Source organism: Aquitalea sp. LB_tupeE (assembly GCF_013391415.1).
Classification (GTDB): domain Bacteria; phylum Pseudomonadota; class Gammaproteobacteria; order Burkholderiales; family Chromobacteriaceae; genus Aquitalea.
The window spans coordinates 65,146-83,537 of record NZ_JACAXB010000018.1 but is presented as its reverse complement, the minus strand read 5'-3'; the positions used below and the strand labels follow the sequence as shown (position 1 = coordinate 83,537).

The 18,392-nt window shown below is 61.0% G+C and carries 12 protein-coding genes; 6 read left to right on the top strand and 6 right to left on the bottom strand.

Features of this window, described 5'->3' with window-relative positions; translation table 11 throughout:
- Positions 1 to 46: 46 nt before the first annotated feature.
- The 5 genes from recD to recC form a co-directional block, all read right to left on the bottom strand.
- The gene (gene recD / locus HWX34_RS09850) at positions 47 to 1,765 is read right to left on the bottom strand and encodes an exodeoxyribonuclease V subunit alpha (RefSeq protein ID WP_178972085.1); all 1,719 of its coding nucleotides are present in this window, start codon (positions 1,763 to 1,765) and stop codon (positions 47 to 49) included.
- Complete coding sequence (locus tag HWX34_RS09845) at positions 1,762 to 2,511, bottom strand: ABC transporter substrate-binding protein (protein ID WP_178972084.1); 750 nt, start codon at positions 2,509 to 2,511, stop codon at positions 1,762 to 1,764. The genes recD and HWX34_RS09845 overlap by 4 nt, the downstream gene beginning before the upstream one ends.
- On the bottom strand, positions 2,483 to 3,967 hold the full coding sequence (gene pap, locus HWX34_RS09840) for a polyphosphate:AMP phosphotransferase (protein WP_178972083.1): 1,485 nt from the start codon (positions 3,965 to 3,967) through the stop codon (positions 2,483 to 2,485). The genes HWX34_RS09845 and pap overlap by 29 nt, the downstream gene beginning before the upstream one ends.
- A 108-nt stretch (positions 3,968 to 4,075) precedes the next feature.
- A complete protein-coding gene (recB, locus tag HWX34_RS09835) occupies positions 4,076 to 7,639 on the bottom strand; it encodes an exodeoxyribonuclease V subunit beta (RefSeq protein WP_178972082.1) in 3,564 nt (1,187 codons plus the stop codon).
- On the bottom strand, positions 7,636 to 10,830 hold the full coding sequence (gene recC / locus HWX34_RS09830) for an exodeoxyribonuclease V subunit gamma (RefSeq protein WP_178972081.1): 3,195 nt from the start codon (positions 10,828 to 10,830) through the stop codon (positions 7,636 to 7,638). The genes recB and recC overlap by 4 nt, the downstream gene beginning before the upstream one ends.
- Before the next feature lie 93 nt (positions 10,831 to 10,923).
- Here recC and HWX34_RS09825 point away from each other — a divergent pair, with 93 nt between their 5' ends.
- From HWX34_RS09825 to HWX34_RS09810, 4 genes are all read left to right on the top strand, one after another.
- Positions 10,924 to 11,307: a SirB2 family protein gene (locus HWX34_RS09825; RefSeq protein WP_178972080.1), complete on the top strand. Its 384-nt coding sequence runs from the start codon at positions 10,924 to 10,926 to the stop codon at positions 11,305 to 11,307.
- A gap of 129 nt (positions 11,308 to 11,436) precedes the next feature.
- Positions 11,437 to 12,453, top strand: a complete 1,017-nt coding sequence (locus HWX34_RS09820) for a peptidase U32 family protein (protein WP_178972079.1) — start codon at positions 11,437 to 11,439, stop codon at positions 12,451 to 12,453.
- A 54-nt stretch (positions 12,454 to 12,507) separates the two neighbouring features.
- Positions 12,508 to 13,437: a U32 family peptidase gene (locus tag HWX34_RS09815; protein WP_178972078.1), complete on the top strand. Its 930-nt coding sequence runs from the start codon at positions 12,508 to 12,510 to the stop codon at positions 13,435 to 13,437.
- Positions 13,424 to 13,858 (top strand): SCP2 domain-containing protein, encoded by a 435-nt coding sequence (locus HWX34_RS09810; protein ID WP_178972077.1) that lies wholly within the window; start codon positions 13,424 to 13,426, stop codon positions 13,856 to 13,858. The genes HWX34_RS09815 and HWX34_RS09810 overlap by 14 nt, the downstream gene beginning before the upstream one ends.
- 273 nt (positions 13,859 to 14,131) lie before the next feature.
- Here the strand turns inward: HWX34_RS09810 and HWX34_RS09805 are convergent, their stop codons facing one another.
- On the bottom strand, positions 14,132 to 15,097 hold the full coding sequence (locus HWX34_RS09805; RefSeq protein WP_178972076.1) for a LysR family transcriptional regulator: 966 nt from the start codon (positions 15,095 to 15,097) through the stop codon (positions 14,132 to 14,134).
- A gap of 793 nt (positions 15,098 to 15,890) precedes the next feature.
- Here HWX34_RS09805 and HWX34_RS09800 point away from each other — a divergent pair.
- Positions 15,891 to 16,682 (top strand): LuxR family transcriptional regulator, encoded by a 792-nt coding sequence (locus HWX34_RS09800; RefSeq protein WP_178972075.1) that lies wholly within the window; start codon positions 15,891 to 15,893, stop codon positions 16,680 to 16,682.
- Positions 16,683 to 17,022: 340 nt separating this feature from the next.
- Entirely contained in the window at positions 17,023 to 18,378 is a 1,356-nt protein-coding gene (locus tag HWX34_RS09795) for an NAD-dependent succinate-semialdehyde dehydrogenase (protein ID WP_178972074.1), read from the top strand.
- Positions 18,379 to 18,392 lie beyond the last annotated feature (14 nt).

Here is an 18,392-nt window from a genome sequence, read left to right as displayed (position 1 = left end):
GGCGAAAACTGAATATTCCATTTGGAAGTGTTGCAGAAAATCATCGTCATTCGTTAAGTAACAGATCCGCGAGGCCGGAATGCCGTACCGGTGCCAACCTCACCCCTTGCAACCAGGTTTCTGCGTCGCCGCTGACTGCAAACCGGTGCCGGGCACGGGTAATGGCGGTGTACACCAGGGCGCGGTTGAGCAAGGGCCCCGGGCTGACAGGTAATTGCAGCCAGACCGTGTCAAATTCCGAACCCTGGCTTTTGTGGACAGTCATGGCAAATACCGTTTCGTGCTGCGGCAAGCGCCCTGGCGCAAATTCGCGCCAGCTGCCATCTGCCGCCGGAAACGCCACGCGCAGGCCCTGGGCGCGCTCCACCGCAAAGCCGATATCGCCATTGAACAGACCGATACCGTAGTCATTGGCGGTAATCATCACCGGCCGACCGGCATACCAGTCACGCCCGGCCTGTTTGCGGCCTTGCTGCTCCAGCAAGTGTTCCATGCGCTGGTTAACCAGTGCGACCTGATTGCGCTGGGCGGCCAGCAGCATGAACTGTGAAAACGCGGCCTGTACCTGCGCCAGTGGCTGACCTGTCGCAATGGCATCCAGATACGGTTGGCGTTGCTGCCATAGCGCAGCATCGTCCAGCTGGGATAGCGCGGCAATGTCAGGGTACTGCCCGGCTTGCAGCAAGGTCCAGGCCGCCTGGGCATCGCCCTGGTTGACCAGCGCAGCCAGCGTGCCGATACCCGAGTCGGCACGGAAGCGGTGGCTATGGGTGAGCAGTACCACGCTGTCTGCTAGCAGGCCACTCGCCCCTTCGTCCGGGGGCAGCGCCCCGGCTCCGGCTTGTTGCAACCAGTCACGCGTAGCAGGCCGGTAGGCCACCTGCGTGCACAGGTCGCCCAATACGGCACCGGCGTCCACCGAGGCAAGTTGGTCGCGGTCTCCCAGCAATATCAGCCTGGCCTGTGACGGCAGCGCATCCAGCAGGCGCGCCATCATGCCCAGGTCGATCATCGAGGCTTCATCCACCACCAGCACATCCAGCGGCAAGGGCTGGGCGGCATGAAAACGCGCTTGGGCGCTGCCTGGCCGCAAACCCAGCAGACGATGCAGGGTTTCTGCCTGTAGCGGCAGTTGCTGACGAATGGCATCGTCCACCGGCAGCGTGTCACGGGCGTTACGCACCGACTCGCTCATGCGGGCGGCTGCCTTGCCGGTTGGGGCGGCCATGGCCATCACCAACGGGCGTTCCGCCAGCATGGCCAGCATCGCCAGCAAACGCACCACGGTGGTGGTTTTTCCAGTGCCGGGGCCGCCAGACACCACCAGCAGACGCTGGCGTGCCGCCAGTGCCGCCGCCTGCTTTTGCCGGTCCGGGCCTGCGTTCTGGCTGGCAGGAAACAGCTGGTCCAGTACCTGACCGACAACACCGGCATCCTGTGGCAGCGGCGTAGCGGCCAGGCGGGCCAGCTGCCGGGCCAGGCACTGTTCGTCAAACCAGTGATGGGCAAAGTACAAGCGGCAGGCGGCATCCAGAATCAAGGGCGCATAACTGCCCGGCTCGCCCAGCAGCGGCGACTTATGCAGGCGGTGTCGCTCCGGGCGGTGACCAATGGGCAGGCAAACGTGCCCGCTCTGGTTGGCGGCAGCCAGCTCGCCCAGCAGGGCCAGTACGCTGTCATCCAGTGCCGGGTCCAGCCGCAGGAACAACTGGCGTAATTGCGTCGCCAGTTGCGACTCGGGGGGCATATCGAGAACAGTGCTCATCCGCGTGGTTTCTGGAAAATGGCCTTGAGCCTGCCACTGGCCTGCAGTTGGGCGATAGCGCGATTAAGGGCTGGCAGCCACTGACGGTATTGCGGGTGAATGCGCAGCATCACCGGCTGCACAACGATCACACCACCCGGCTCGCAACGCAGTTCTTCGGGAATCATGTTCATGCGCTCGATCTGGCGTTTTTCCAGTACCAGCGCCTGCAAGCGCCCCAGGCGCAGCTTGCTCAGTGCCTCGTTCTCGCCCTGGGACATTTCATAGCGTATGCCATAGCGCTGCAGATCGGGAGCGAAGCTGACCAGTGGCTGCCCTTGTAACAGGCCGATACGCTGGCCACGCAGTTCTTCCAGATTGCGCACCCGGTTACTGCCCGCGCGGCTGCATAGCAGGAATTCCAGGCTGCCAATGGGCTGGGTATAAAAGCCGCCCACCGGCGACATGCTGCGCCAGGCGGGATTGACCCCGACCTCAACGTCCAGCCTGCCAACCTCGAATAACTGCTCGATGCGCAGGGCCGGATAGTATTCGATGTCAAAACGCACACCGCTGAGCTTGCCGATGTGCTCCAGCGCCTCACGGTACACCCCGGCCATCGGACTGTCCGGCGTGAAGTTGTAAGGGCCGGCATTATCCACCGCCACCCCGGCCCGTAAATTGACTTCGGCCGCCTGCACCGGCATCAACAGCAGGCAACACAGCAGCAACAGGACACTACGCACCCAGCCTGGCCTCCAGCGCATTGCAAATGGTGCTGAGCACCTTGATGCGGGCGTAGTATTTGTTGTTGGCTTCCACCAGCGTCCACGGCACCTTGCTGGTGCTGGTGCGGTCCACCATATCGCTGACTGCCAGTTTGTAGGCATCCCATTTTTCACGGTTGCGCCAGTCTTCCTCGGTAATCTTGAAACGCTTGAAGCCGGTTTCTTCGCGCAGCTTGAAGCGGGCCATCTGTTCTTCATTGCTGATGGCCAGCCAGAACTTGAGCACGATGGCTCCGTTTTCGCACAGCTGGTGCTCGAAGTCGTTTATTTCGTAATAGGCACGCATCCAGTCCGGCTCGCGGGCAAAGCCTTCCACCCGTTCCACCAGCACGCGGCCATACCAGGTACGGTCGAAGATGGTGATGCCACCCTTGCCCGGCACCCGGCGCCAGAAGCGCCACAACCAGGGTTTGACCCGCTCTTCCTCGGTGGGGGCTGCCACCGGAATCACCCGGTAGCTGCGGGCATCCAGCGCCTGGGTAATGCGACGGATGGTGCCGCCCTTGCCGGCGGCATCATTACCTTCAAAGGCCAGTACCAGCGAATGATTGCGAAAGCGTTCGTCACGGGTGAGGCTGTTAAGCCTGCCTTGCAGTTCGGCCAGCCGCTTCTTGTAGGTGGCCTTGTCCATGTCCTGGTCCAGCTTGAGCGTATCCAGAATCACCTTGTCGTCAATCGGGGCCAGCAAGGGCGGTGCTTCGGAGGCGTCCACCACATGACCATTCTGGCTCATGCGGTTGCGGATGGCCTTGAGAATGGTCTGCCCCACGGTCAGGCTGCGGAAATTGGCGTCTTCGCCATCCACCACAATCCACGGCGCGTAGGCGGTATTGGTCAGGCGGATCATGTGCTCACCATATTTGCGTATGGTGTCGTAGCGCTCCATATTGGCCTTGTCATCCGCTGTCACCCGCCAGCGGGTGGCCGGGTCCTTTTCCAGTTCTTTCAGGCGCTTGCGCTGCTTGTCCTTGGTCAGATGGAACCAGAATTTCAGGATCAGCGCGCCATCCTGGCTGATCATGCGTTCCAGCCGCATGATGTCGAAAATTTCGCGGTCGAAGGCGTCGTGGTCGATCTGCTCGTACACCCGGTCGAACAGGGCATCGGAATAATACGAGCCAAAAAACATGCCGATACGCCCCTTGGCCGGCAGCTTTTGCCAGTAGCGCCACATCCACGGGCGGGCGCGCTCTTCGTCGTTGGCGGTGGAGAAGGCCACGGTGTCGATCAGCCGTGGGTCCAGCCATTCGTTGATCAGGTTCATGGTTTCGCCACGGCCTGCGCCGTCAAAGCCGTGAATCAGGATCAACACCGGAAAATCCGCTTTTTCCTTCAGGTCGTACTGCACATCCAGCAGCGCTTCGCGCAGTACCGGAACCTGTTGACGATAACTGTCCTTGTCGATGGCATGGCCGATTTCTGCCGATTCAAACATTCCTGTCTCCCGGGCCGCCTTGCAGCCTTTGTGCTTGCCCGCCTTGTGCGGCCGGGCTGATGTTTAGCAGTCTACTCCATGCCAATGGCAAGGCAATGCCCATTCCCGTCAACGTAGCAAGTCATCCAGCGTGGCCAGCAGGCTGGCGGAGGGCTGGTCGCGCCACACCCCCATGCCAGGCTGCCCAAGACCGCGCAAATAGAGATAACGCACACCGGCAAAGCAGTGGGCAAAATCCAGCTGGCGGGCACTGAAATAGCGGCGCAGCGCCACACAGTAAATCAGGTACTGCAAATAGTAATGTTCCTGAGCTACCGACTGCACCAGTTGCGCCGGAGCATAGTTGTCCGGCTGATTACCAAGGTGGTTGGACTTGTAATCCACCAGATAAAAGCGGCCATCCACGGCAAACACCAGGTCGATGAAACCCTTGAGATAACCACGTACGCTGTGGAAATCCAGCGTAAGCGCCGCTTGGCGTAGCGGCTGGGCCAGTCCATGCGCAGGGTCAGCCAGTACTGTACGCAAGGCGGCTACATCCAGTTGCCGCACCGGCAGGGTGAATTCCATTTCCACCAGCTTTTGTCCGGCAGGCACCTGCGCCAAGCACACACCGGGGTCGAGTTCGGCATCCAGCGTCTGGCGCAGCAACTGCATGGCAGCTGGCTGCCATGCTTCGGCAAAACCATGGCGGCGTAACTGCTCGGCCACCGGGACCTGCAATTGGTCATCCGTCATGCCGAAGTCGATGTTTTCAAACATGGCATGCAGGCAGGTACCGGCGCGTGCGCCGCGTGGAAAAGCAAACGGGCTGTCCGGCGGCAAGCCATCCTCTTGCAGCGGCACAAGCTGCTGCGGGCTGCTGTCGTGGTCAGGCCGCTCGGTAGCCTTGCTGGCCTTTCCATGGGTGAGCGAGGTAAAGCTGGCAACGCGCCACGGGCTGTAAACCGTCCGCTCGAACAGGCGCGCACTATAGTCCTGCCGGCTGTCTTGCGCCAGAGGCAAGGGGTTGAGCCCCTGCTCCAGCCCACGCAGTGTCATGGCCTGTGGCAAGGCTTGCTGCCATTGCACCAGTTGGCTGGCGAGCTGTCCGGCGCTGAATTCCACATCGCGTAACGCAGGCAAATCAGGGCATTCCTGGGCATGCAGCAGCCAGGACAGCGCAGCAGTGTGCATGTCTTTCACCCAGCCCCAGGCTATGTATTGCCTATGCTGGGCACGGGTCAGCGCCACGTACAGCAGGCGCAGTTTTTCGGCCAACATTTCACTGGCGGCTTGCTGGCGCACGGCGGCATCGGCCAGTACATCCGGTGCCAGCATGGCGCGTTCATCGGCACGGTAGCGCCAGAAGCTGGTATTGCGCCGCTCCAGCGCGCCATCCCACAGATAAGGGCAGAACACCACCGGGTATTGCAGGCCCTTTGATGTATGGATGGTGACAATTTTCACCAGTGCGGCATCACTTTCCAGCCGCAGCATGGCTTCTTCGCCACCTGGCGGGCTGGCTACCCTGCCCTCCAGCCAGGCCAGCAAGGGGGCCATGCCATGACGGCGGTCGGTTTCGCTTTGCAGCAGCTCGGCCAGATGGGACAAATTAGTCAGCCGTCGCTCGCCATCGGGCAAGGGCAGCAGGCGCAGGGCCAGCTGCTCGCGCGCCATGAACTGCCGCCAGGCGCGCATGAAGCCATGCTCCAGCCAGCGCTGATGATCTGCCGCATTGGCCAGTAGCCTCGCTTCCCAACGGGCTTCGTCTTCCACATCGGCCAACAACTGGCTGGCATTCAGCCCGTACAGCTCGGTGACCAGTGCTGCACGCAAGCGGCTTTCGCTGGCCGGTTCGGCCCAGGCGCGCAGCAGGGCCAGCATCTCACCGGCTTCCCGGCTGGCAAATACACTTTCCTGAGTGAGTGCCACGCTGGGCACGCCACGTTCGGCCAATGCCTGACGCATCTGGTCGCCCTGCCGGTGGGTGGACACCAGCACGGCAATATCGCCGCCACGCAGCGAACGGCGCTGCGCGTTCTTGATGATGGCGGCACGGTCTTGCCCGGCCAGGGTCAACAGGCGGGCAATTTCATGGGCGCAGCCCTGCGCGCTGGCGCGGGCGGCACTGTCCTTGTTCAGCGGCTTGTCGGTTTCCGGCGCCTGCCACAGCACGGTAAATGCGGCGTCGTCATCGTCCACTTCCAGTACCGCACCGGAACTGGGCGCAGCATGTACCGGCTGGTAGGCAATTTCATCCAGCAAAAACGGCCGCGTGCGGCTGAACAACTGGTTGACGGTGTGCACCAGCGGCTCGTCGGAACGGCGGTTGGTATCCAGCGAGTATTGCTGGGTGGCAGGAGCATCCTCTCGTGCATCCAGATAGGCAAAGATGTCCGCCCCACGGAAGCTGTAAATGGCCTGCTTGGGGTCGCCCACCAGAAACAGCGGCCGCTGCTGCACGGCGAAACAGCGATGGAAGATGTCGTACTGGATGGGGTCGGTGTCCTGGAATTCATCAATCAGCGCCACGCGGAAGCTACGGGCCACCGCTGCGGCTAGTTGCGCACCGCCCACCGGGTCGGTCAACGCGTCGCCCAGCTCGGTGAGCAAGTCGTCAAAGCTGCGTACCCGCTGCTGACTGCGACGGCGCGCCAGCTCCTGGTTGACCCAGTCAATCAGCGCCAGCTTGAGGCCGGCCAGCGACAATTGCAGCTGAGCGAGATAGCCGTCCCAGGCCTCCAGCCAGTCGCCAATGCGCTGGAACAATGCATGTTCCGGTGCGACAAAGCCTTTCTTCATGCCCTTGGCCAGCGCGGCCGGGGTCAGCCGGGTGAGCTGTTTGAGCGCGTCCTTGCCGATAATGGGCAGGCTGTCCGGTTCGGCCAGCCACTGTTGCAGCTCGTCCATGCTGCGTTCCAGCTGGGCCGGGCTGTGGCTGGTGGCCTTGAAACCTGCCGTTGCCAGCAAGAGATCAAACCCGGACTGGATGGTGGCCGGGTCGGCGGCCAGCGTATGCCAGTATTGTTCCACCTGCTGCAAAGCCTGCTGCAAGCCCTCTGCCGCAGGCCGTACCAGCTGCAAATAGGGCTTGGCCAGCCAGGGGCGGATTTCCGCCAGCCAGCCATCGGGCGTTTCCCCTGCCTCAGCCAGCACCTGCGACAGCAAGGGACTGGTCACCACCCGCTGGCGCCAGAAGTCGTCCACCACTTCCACCAGCAGGCGGTCGTCATCGCTGACCAGTTCCGCAGCAAAGGTTTGTCCGCTTTCAAAAGCGGCGTCAGTCAGTACCCGCTGGCAGAAACCGTGAATGGTGTAGATGGCAGCGGCATCAAAGCCGCTGATGGCCGCCTGCAAGCGCTGCACCGCCAGCTCCCGCGCGCTACCCGGCACAAAACGGCCCGCCAGTGCCTGCAAGAAGGGGTTGTCCGTCGGCTCGCCCTGCAGCACGTCCAGAAAATCGCGCAGCTGCTGACGCAGACGTTCGCGCAACTCAGCCGTGGCGGCCTTGGTATAGGTCACCACCAGCAGGCTGTCGATGCCCGGCGGCGCTTCACCGTCCACGTCTTCCAGCAGCAAGCGCAGGTAAAGCGCGGCGATGGTCCAGGTCTTGCCCGTGCCCGCCGAGGCTTCAATCAGGTTGACGCCTGCCAGCGGGCAGTTGAAGGCATCCAGTACTTGCAGACTCATGCCTGACCCTCCAGCTTGGCCACCAGTGGGCACAATAAGGTTTCTGCCAGTTGGGCAAACAGCGGATCGGCCAATGGGTCCTGATGACGAAACACCAGCCGGTTGACCGGTTCTTCACATTGCGGAGCGGCAAAGTCCCCGACAAAGCTGGGGTCCCACTTGTCCAGTGCCTTGTCCAGCGCCAGCTGCGGAGCGTCGTCCTGCTTGAACAACTGCTCGGCATAGGCCCAGCTGGTGCGGCCAAAAAACGGCAAAGGCTGCTGCTGGCCTTGCTGCCAGCGCACCACCCAGGCTTCCAGCAACGTGGCGGCGTCCGGCTCGTCGTCCAGCCGATAATGACCGGTGTCGTCGTACAGCACGGACTGGCAGGCAATCCCTGCCGGACGGGTGGCGCACAGCAGCAGGTGAGTCAGCCACCATTCCAGCCGCTCAGCGGCATTCATCTTGCCAATCACCAGCCTGATTTGCCCTTCCGGGCGCAGCCCGCCCAGTTCGCCTGCCAGCGTGGTGCCATGCAGGGTGAGGCTGATTGGAAGCGGCGGCAATGTGGCTTCGGTCAACACCGCAGGCAGGCGATGCGCCAGCCGCGCCGCGCTGGCGGTTTCGCTGTTCAGCCAGGCCTGGCCCAGTTGAGCCGGTGGCAACAAGCCTGCGCCCACCAGCCGCTGGCGGACCGGTGCCACCGCTTTGCCTGCCAGCATGCGCTGGACCAATTGCGTGCGCATGGTGCGGCTGGCATCGCGGTCCACACTGAAGGGTTCACGCACCGGCAGTTCTTCTTCCTGACCTTGCAAGCGGATGGACAAGCGCTCGGCCAGCCAGGCGCGTGGCGGGTTCTTCCAGAAGCGGATGAAGTCATTGACGTGAACCACCGCAGCGGACTGCAAGGGGGGCAGCACGCAGGCAAAGGGCTGCGGCTGGGCGGGCGGTGCCGCCAGCGCGGCTGCGTAGCTGGGGTCGAAGCTGGCCAGCTGCACAGCCTGGCCGTCGTAGCAACGCGGCGAAAACGGCTGCAAGGGATGACGCACCAGCAGTTTTGCGGCAGCCGTCTCGCCACACATGGCCTTGAAGCAGTCCAGCAGTTCGGCAATCAGCGCCGAGGGCGGTAGTGGCTCGTTATTGCGGGCAGACAGGCCGACATAAGACAGATACAGCCGCTGACGGGCTGAAAGGATGGCTTCCAGAAACAGGTAGCGGTCGTCAAAACGGCGCGAACGGTCGCCACGGCGCGGATGGCGCGCCACCAGGTCGAAGCTGACCGGGCGCTCGTCACGCGGATAAGCGCCGTCATTCATGCCGATCAGGCACAGCACCTTGAAGGGGATGGAACGCATCGGCACCATGGCGCAGAAGGTGACGCCGCCGGACAGGAAGCCCAGCGGCGAGGCCATGGTGAGCTTGCGTTGCAGCCAGTCGCGCAATACCGGCAGGCTGAAGGCCTGGGTGAAACCAGCCATGGCAGCGTCGTCCACCAGTTCCTGCAGGGCATCGCGCACCACGCCCAGCGCGGCTTCGCCTTCGTCATCCACGGCAAACAGCCGGTCTATGCCTTCCAGCAAACGCACCGCCCAGTCGGCGGCATTGGCCGGTGTGGCCCAGCTGCCAGCCAATTCATCCAGCACGGCATAGCAATTGGCAAAGCGGGCCAGCACCTCGGCCAGCTGTCCACCCGCGCCGCCCTGCGGCAGCAAGTCGGCAAACAGGCCGCTGTCATCCCCGGCCATGGCCGGTGGCAGGATGCTACCCAGCAGCAGGCGGTCCAGCCCCCAGCGCCAGGTAAACAGCGGGTCGGCCGGCAGGCCCAGCGCCGCCTTGTGCGCGGCATCCCGTCCCCAGCGGATGCCGCTTTGCCTTACCCAGTCCTGAATGAAAGGCAGGTCTTCGGCCTGCAGGCCGAAGCGTTGCAGCAAGGCCGGGCTGTCCAGCAAGGCCAGCACCTGGTCGGCGGTAAAGCGCGAATCCAGCAATTGCAACAGTGTGCCAATGGCGGCCAGCAAGGGCTCTTCCCGCTCCACCTGCCGGTCGGCAATGGCATAGGGCAGGCTGGGGGCGTCGTCGCGCTTGCCAAACACCGCGTCGATATACGGTGCATAGCTGTTGATATCCGGCGTCAGCACGGCAATGTCGGCGCTGCTAAGCGAGGGGTCTTCCGCCAGCATGGCCAGCAGGCGGTCTTTCAGCACTTCCAGTTCGCGCATGGGGCCGTGGGTGGCATGCAGTTCCACCGAGCCGTCATCCGCCGCCAGCCATTGGCCATCCTCGCCCGGCATCTGCAATTGCAGGATGTCGCGCTGCAAGCGGGCCAGCAGGCTGTCACCGATTGGCTGGGCAAACAAGGGCCGGGCGTCCAGCTCGGCATCAGCGGCAATCAGCTCGAAAAAGTCACGGCCCTGCTTGCCCAGCGAAGCCAGCAGCGGGTGGCCTTCGGTGGCGAACAGATCGCCTTTCTCCCGCAGCTTGAGCTTGCGCCGGTTATCGACAATATCGCCCCAGTAGGCTTCGCAGGGGTTGAGGGTGAACAGGCAGACATCGGTCAACTCGGACAGCCGCTTGATCAGCGCCAGATACATCGGCGCCAGGCTGGCAATGCCGAACAGGGTGATGCGCTCTGGCAGGTGCTCCGGCCGCAAGGCAGCAAAGAACTCGTCCAGCATGCGTACACGGTGACGGCCAGGGTCCTGCGCGGCCAGTTGCTGCCACAGCGCAGCCTGCCAGGCTTCGTCATCGCCCAGATCCAGCCGTTCCCCTGCTTCCCAGGCACGGATCCAGTCCGGTCGGAACACCAGATACTGGTCAAAAATATCGGCCACCTTGCCGGCCAGCTCGAAGGCGGCGGCCTCGCCACCGGCGGCATAGCGCTGCAAGGGGGCGAACACCTCGCCGTGCAGGGTGGGCAGCAGCGCCATCAGGCGCCAGCTCAGTACTTCCGGGCTGAACGATGACTTGCGCGGCAAGCCGGGGATGGCTTTTTGCATCAGCCGCCAGGCAAAGGCAGCGGGCAAGACAAAGTCGGTATTGGCGGCAATGCCGCATTGCTGCGCCAAGTCCAGCGTCATCCAGCGTCCCATGCCCCGGCTTTGCACGATCACCGTTTCGGCGGCAAACGGGTCGCTCAGCGGCTGTGCCTGCAACATGGCGGCATAAAGCTGGCCCAATTGCTCCAGACGATTGGACTGATAAAGAAAAAGCATGGTCAGGAACGCAGATGAAACGAAGGCTTCAGTGTACCATCAGCCTTTGGCTCTCATCACCCGATGCATAAGGCATAAATGGCAGACGCAGGCATGAACACTTACCAGATTCTCAAACACGCCCACATGGGCATGGCCTATCTCACCATCACCCTGTTCGCTCTGCGTGGCGGGCTGATGCTGGCCGACAAACAGCACATCCTGGCCAGCAAGCTGCTGCGCATTCTGCCGCACGTGATTGATACCGCGCTGCTCGCGCTGGGCATCACGCTGGTGGTGCTGGGTGGCTGGCCGCTGCTGCAAACGCCATGGCTGCTGGCCAAGATAGCCGGTCTGCTGGCTTATGTAGCGCTGGGCACCATCGCCCTGAAGCGCGGACGCAGCAAGCAGATTCGCAGTATTGCCCTGCTCTGTGCGCTGCTGGTGGTGGCGTATATCGTGCTGGTGGCCAAGACCAAGCTGGTGCTGCCGTTCTGACCCGGCTACCCGGCTAAGGGGCGGCCAGCACCGCCCCCACTCCCTATCCAGCCGCTTGACCCAGAACAAGTCCCGCGCTGCAACGCTCTGCTAATGTCTGGCGGTTTCAATTGCCGACATTTTGCCATCATGCCTGCCACACGCCCCCTGCCGGAGCTGGTTTGTCCGGCGGGCAGCCTGCCTGCCCTCAAGGCAGCCGTGGATAACGGTGCCGACACCGTCTACCTCGGCCTGAAAAACGACACCAACGCCCGTAACTTTGCCGGGCTGAATTTTGACGACCGCACCGCCCGCGACGGCATCCACTACGCACACCAGCATGGCCGCAAGGTGCTGCTGGCCATCAACACCTATGCCCAGGGCGGCGATATCAGCCGCTGGCACCGCGCCATCGACGAAGGTGCGGCACTGGGCGTGGACGCCATCATCCTGGCTGACATCGGCCTGATGAAATACGCACGCGACCGCTACCCGGACCTGCGCCTGCACATGTCGGTGCAAAGCTCGGCCACCAATTACGAAGCCATCAACCTGGCGCAGGACATGTTCGACATCCGCCGCGCCGTGCTGCCGCGCGTGCTGACGCTGGACCAGGTCAAGCAGGTGATCGACCACACCAATGTGGAAATCGAGGTATTCGGTTTTGGCAGCCTGTGCGTGATGGTGGAAGGCCGCTGCCTGCTGTCCAGTTATGCCACCGGTGAATCGCCCAACAGTCATGGCGTGTGTTCCCCGGCCAAATTCGTTCGCTGGGAACATGGCCAGCAAGCACTGGGGGCAAGGCTCAACGGCATTCTGATTGACGAATACCAGCAGGGCGAAGCGGCGGGCTACCCCACCTTGTGCAAAGGGCGCTTTGAAGTGGAAGGCGACACCTACTACGCACTGGAAGAACCCACCAGCCTGAACGTGATGAGCATGCTGCCGCAGATCATCGACATCGGTGTGGCCGCCATCAAGGTGGAAGGCCGCCAGCGCAGCCCGGCTTACGTGGCCCAGGTCACCCGCACCCTGCGCGAAGCACTGGATGCCGCCGGTCGCGACAAGCAGCGCTTTGCCGTCAAACCGGCCTGGACCCAGGCCCTGTCCAAGCTGGCGGAAGGCCAGCAGCAGACACTGGGTGCCTACAACCGGCCCTGGAAATGACATACCGTGCGTCGGCAGGCACGCTGCCATGCCGGCCTCACAAGCAGGCCTGATATGAAAAAATTGCAACTGACACTGGGCCCGGTGCTGTTTTACTGGTCCCGCGACGATATCCTGCGCTTTTATAGCGAAGCGGCTGACTGGCCGCTGGAAACCATCTATCTGGGTGAGGCCGTCTGTTCGCGCCGCCAGCAATTGCGCGGCCAGGACTGGATCAGCCTGGGGCAGGAACTGGCCCAGAATGGCCACCAGGTGGTGCTGTCCAGCCAGGCGCTGATCGAAAGCGAATCCGACTTGCGCCGCCTGCGCAAACTGGTGGAAAACGACGAACTGCAGCTGGAAGCCAATGATCTGGGCGCAGCCCGGCTGGCACAGCAACAAGGCAGGCCCTTCGTTGCCGGCCATCACCTCAACATCTACAACGCCGACACCCTGGCCTTGATCCGCTCACTGGGGGCGCGGCGCTGGATTCCACCGGTGGAAATGGACCGCGACACCCTGTCTGCCGTACTGGGCCAAGCCGCCTTCAATGGCGTGCAAATCGAAACCGAGCTGTTTGCCTGGGGCAAGCTGCCATTGGCACTGTCCGCCCGCTGCTTTACCGCCCGGCATTACAACCTGTCGAAGGACGACTGCCAGTTCCGCTGCATGGAGCACCCGGACGGCCTGCGCCTGAACACACGCGAGCAGCAAGCCTTCCTCACCATCAACGGCATCCAGACCATGTCGGATGGCTGCCAATCCCTGCTACCCCACCTGGCCGACATCAGCGCCATGGGCATCACTGCCCTGCGCATCAGCCCGCAATGGCAACATACCGCCCAGGTGGTACAGGGCTACCAGCAGGCTGTTGACGCCATCGCATCACGCAATGCAAACCATGTAGACCTCAGCCCGTATTCCGACAGCCTGCTGGTTGACGGTTACTGGCGCGGTAGTGCCGGCATTAGCGCCATAGGAGAACCCCGCCATGCACATTCCTGACCTGACCCTGCCGACAACGCTGGCCAATATCTTGGGCAAGCTGCCCAGCACGCCGCCCTGCTGGGCACTGGTCACTACCCTGAATCAACTGAAGAAGCGTGAGATTCTGCAGGTAGACATGAGCTTGTTATCGGGACACAGCTTTGAAGTCCACATTCTGGATGCCGACATGCGGCTGCACTTTGTTGCAGACGATGATCACTTCAGCGTGGGTAACAACACGACGGTGCCCGACCTGCACCTGGCCGCCAACCTGGCCGACTTTGCCCGCATGATGCTGCGCGAAGAAGACCCGGACACCCTGTTCTTCAATCGCAAACTGGTGATTGAAGGTGATACCGAGCTGGGGCTGATCGTGAAGAATCTGCTGGACAGCGTGGACTGGAGCGCCACACCGCTGCAACGCTTCATGGCCGTGTAGACGGGCCTGACAGACAAACAGCAAAAAGCCCGGCACAGGCCGGGCCTTCAGGCTGCTGACAAAGTTATTTGGTGCTCTTGTACTGGCCCCGGCAAAGCCGGGTCTCCCGACTTACTGCTTGCATCCACAGCCTTCCCATCTATTCCCCTTTTCCCCCGCCCTTGCCCTGCAAGGGAGCCCCGCTTTCTTTGCAGAAAGCGAGAGAAGGTTTGTCAACAAGCAGAAAGCCCGGCACAGGCCGGGCTTTGTTTATTAGCAAACAGACTCGGGGCATCAGCCCATGAGCTGCGCCGCTGCCTTGCGCTTGGCGGACAAATCCAGCCCCGGCAGATCGGCCATGATATCCGGGTGATCCGCCAGTTTTTCCACCACGAAATCGACAAACACACGGGTACGCGGCGCAATGTGGTCGCGATGCGGGAAGCAGATGTAAATGGAACGTTCCAGCGACACCACATCGGTCAGCACCGGCTCCAGCTCACCACTGCGGATCAGGTGCACCACCTCGTGCCCCGGCAGCTGTGCCACACCCATGCCCAGACGGGCCAGCTCGCACACGGCTTCCATCTCGTTCAGGGTATACGTACCCGTCACTTCCAGCGGAATGCGTTCGCCGCGACGGTCGAATTCCCACTTGTACAGACGGCCGGAGGTTGGAAACTGGAAGTTGATGCAATCGTGATTGCTCAATTCTTCCGTGGTTTCCGGGCGACCATGCTTGTCCCAGTACTCAGGCGAAGCCACCACATACTGCGGAATCTGCGCCAGGTTGCGCGCCACCATGCGACTGTCCGGCATCATGCCGATCCGCACGCCGACATCATAACCATCTTCGATCAAATCGCTGAAGTGGTCGTCCAGGCCAAAAAACACCCTGACCTTGGGATAGCGTTCGCAAAATTCGCCCATGATGGGGAGAATGAAACGACGTCCAAAAGAGTTGGGCATGCTCACGCGCAGATGGCCGGCCGGCTCGTCACGACTGGCTTTGAGCTGGTTGATGGCCGAATCCAGATTGTTCACAGGCCCGCGGCACTGGGCGTAAAAACGACGCCCATCCTCGGTCAGTGTCAACTGCCTGGTGGTCCGGTTAAACAGACGCACCTCCAGCTCCTGCTCCAGTCGGGCAATGCTTTGACTGATAGCCGCCGGCGATACTCCGAGTTTTCTTGCAGCATCCGAGAAACTGCCGTTCTCGGCGGTGGTCATGAAGACCATCAAAGCTTTTAAAGTATCCATAGCAGAAACGTTCCCTGAGCGGCATTGAACCCACATGGCTGCTTTGATGAAGATCATCCCCGCCCCAGCCACATGATTTGCCAGCTTCATTATTAAGTAGTTCTTCTTTAAAAAGCGTACACCAGTTCCAGTGAATAATGAAGTTTGAGTTTCCTTTACGCGCTGAAATGCCAGTATTTTGTTTCAAATTTCACATACAGCTTCTGTCTGCCCGTCCAGGCACAGCAGAATCGACCTTCACTTTCAAAAATAAACACATTATTTCTGGTCAAATTTCCAAGCGTATCCATCAAGTGATAGCAGGGAAAACAGGCTTGGCAACAATCTTGTGATCAAGACTTTACAAACAGTGCGTCCATCGACGCGCTGTGCTGGCCGAGTTCATGTACATGACTCGTTGTGGCATCTTGCACCCCTCAGCCATTCACTCGCCATGCTTTTGATCAAGAGCACAGCGAGTTGCATCCACATCTCGAGCACGAGCAGCAAGGAAAGAGACGCTGCAATCCATGCAGGAATCGTTTGAATTGCCAGAAAATCCGTTCAAAACAGCCAGAAATTTCTGCCAAATCCCAGTAAGTACAGAGAAATTACTTATTCAGCATGCCGATCGCTCTACTTGGCATCCTGCCTACTGGTTTCACTTGCCAAGTGCTTAATACACTCCAGATCAACCAGCAACCATCACAATGGAGCCAGGCACGGTCTCACGGAGCCACCTCTTGATGATTAACGCTGGAACGTTACAAGCGGACCACCGTCCTGACCACCCGAAAATGAAGGTCACGTCATCATGCATAGCAAGCTTCCGTTCACGCAGCCACTACCGGCCAACCTGACCCCATCCAGCCAGAAAACCCTGCTGGAATGGATACACGATGCAGGACAGATAGAAACCGAGAGCGAATTCAAACTCTATCTGGACCATTTGCAGACACAACTGCCCACCAAGCACATGGTGATCACCCTGGGCCGCATCAACCAGCACCAGCAGCTGCAGCGGGTGGAAAAGGTAGTCAACGTCAGCTTTCCGGAAGACTGGGTATCGCATTACATGGATCAAAACTACATCAGTTGCGACCCCATCTTGCGCTCGGTCATGGGCCAGGGGCCCATCCACTGGGCGGACAAGTTTTCTCGCGCCAAGGGACAACAGGAAAAACAGTTCATTCAGGAACTGAGCTCCATTGGCATGGGTAATGGCGTCAGCTTCAGTGCACTGTCCGAGCGCCAGAACCTGGTGTGCGTGCTGTCGGTTTCTGGCAGTGAAATCGGCAAGGACAGCCAACTGACGGAAATGCTGAATGCCCTGCTGCTACATTTGCGGCAGGCCGCAGGCCGGGTTGCCAATCTGGCCCCGGCAGCACCTGCCACCATGCCACTGTCCCAGCGCGAGTTCGACATTTTCCACTGGATGAGCCATGGCAAGACCAACTGGGAAATTGCCACCATTCTGGGCATCAGCGAGCGTACGGTGAAATTCCATGTTGCCAATATCATCCGCAAGCTCAACGCCAACAACCGGACTCACGCCATCGTGATTGGCTTGCAGCTTGGACTGACCTCGGTTGCTGGTGTGACATGAGCATCAGGCAAGATGGCAGATACCGCCTAAAAGCCAGTAAACATTGCACCAGCAGCTGGTTAGAATCGCCAGACCAATTGCAGTCATGTGCTTGTACAAGCTGCGCGATTGCAAGAGGTGTTTCAATCTGCAAGTCTCTTTTGATTGACCCATGCACTCACCTGAAAGATTCGGCCCCGTCACCACGGGGCCTTTTTTTGTCAGGGAGCATGCTGCCTCGACCATCCCCCTACCTGCTTGCGCTGCCCGACAAGCAACACGGCAACATGACAAAACCCTGTCACAAGCCAGGACGATTTGTTACAGTCCCTGCTCTTGCTGATTCCTTTGCCTGCCGGCCATGAATGCCTTTACCAGCTGTAACCCTGCCACTGCAGAAGTGGTGTTTACCCGTCCGGGCTGGAGCCGGGACCAACTCGACCATACCCTGGATCGCCTGAAAGCTGCCCAATCACGCTGGGCCTCGCTCCCGGTGGCGCAACGTGCCGAACAGCTATTGCACCTGGCCACCCAGCTGGAAGCACACCGCGAACAACTGGCTGGGCTGGTTACGCTGGAGGTGGGCAAGCGCACGGCAGAGTGTCTGGCGGAAATCGACAAATCGGCCCAGTTGATTCGCTATTACGCAGAGCTGGCACCTGGCTTGCTGGCACCACAAACCATTCCGACCCAAGCCAGCCAGAGCGGCGTGGCATTTGAGCCCTTGGGCTGTGTGCTGGCCGTGATGCCGTGGAATTATCCGATCTGGCAGTTACTGCGCTTTGCTGTCCCCGCCTTGATGGCAGGTAACACCTGTCTGGTCAAACCGGCTCCCTCGGTTCCGCAATGCACACAGTTATTGCTGGAACTGGTACACGCCGCCGGGCTGGATTGTCTGGATATTGCCTGGATAGATCACGAACTGGTTGAAGAGGCTATCCGGCGCAGCGATGCCGTGGCCTTTACCGGTTCCACCCATACCGGGCGCATCATTGCCAGTCTGGCCGGCAAGCATCTGAAAAAAACGGTGCTGGAACTGGGCGGCAGCAATCCCTTCATTGTGCTGGCCGATGCCGATGTCGAGGCCGCGGCGCAAGATGCCGTCAACTCGCGCTTTCGCGATGCCGGGCAAAGTTGCAATGCCGCCAAACGCATGATTGTGGTGCCGGAAATCGCGGAGCAATTTGTGACCGCCTTTGTCGCCGCTGCCAGCGCACTGCGCCCTGGCGACCCGCGCCACCCCGCCACCACACTGTCCCCGCTGACCCGGGCTGACTTGCGCGAAGCCCTGCATGCACAGGTAATGGATGCCTGTCATCAGGGAGCCAATCTGCTGCTGGGCGGCCAACTTCCCCCTGCACCCGGCTTTTTCTATCCCGCCACCGTGCTGGATCACGTCCATGCCGGCTGTCGTGTCTATCACGAAGAAGTATTCGGCCCGGTAGCCAGCATCCTCCGTGCACACGATGAGGCCGATGCCATCCGGCTGGCCAATGACACGCCGTTTGGCCTGGGAGCCTCCATCTACACCGCCGATACCGCCCACGGCTGGGAGCTGGCGCGGCAGCTGGAAGTGGGCAGTGTGTTCATCAACCGCCATACCAGCTCTGATTTGCGCTTGCCATTTGGTGGTGTAAAGGCTTCTGGCTATGGCCGGGAATTGTCCGAATTCGGCCTGTACGAATTCGTCAATGTAAAAACCTATTGGCAGAAATAATTTCGCCCAGCCAC